The organism is Bartonella sp. MR168JLCBS, from assembly GCF_042194175.1.
In genome coordinates, this window is the sequence record NZ_JBHIMP010000653.1 from 1 (window position 1) to 506 (window position 506).

Below are 506 nucleotides of genomic sequence, written 5' to 3' on the forward strand. Positions count from 1 at the left end.
GTGCTTTTCGCACAATTAGCGAAGTGGCCGAATTATTGGAGCTTCCTCAGCATGTTTTACGATTCTGGGAAACACGTTTTAGGCAGATTAAACCAATGAAGCGTGGTGGCGGAAGACGCTATTATCGCCCAGTTGATGTTGATTTGCTCAATGGTATTAAGCAGTTATTATACGAGCAGGGTTATACGATAAAAGGTGTGCAACGCCTTTTAAAAGAGAAAGGTATTGCTTTTGTTACTGCAGTTGGTAATGGTGATCTTGATGCTATGGACGTCGTGTTAGAAAAAAAACATGGGGAACAAACTGCTGAATCTACGAGCAGTAAGCCTAAAAAGTCTTCTTTTGGGCTTTTGAGTTTCATGAGGAATGAAGGGGAAACATCTGTCGGTTCTGTTAATGTTTACAAAGATAAAACCGATAAAGCATTGTTGCAAGAAATACTGTTTGAATTAATTGAATGTAAGCGTGTGCTTGACAGAGCACGATAACGATGTTTTTTTCTCTAT

General features: G+C 39.3%; 1 protein-coding gene. It reads left to right on the top strand.

Going from position 1 to position 506, the window contains the following annotated elements; translation table 11 throughout:
- The coding region (locus ACFIK8_RS13220) for a MerR family transcriptional regulator (RefSeq protein ID WP_375669682.1) at positions 1 to 488 on the top strand (488 nt) is incomplete at its 5' end.
- Positions 489 to 506: the final 18 nt, after the last annotated feature.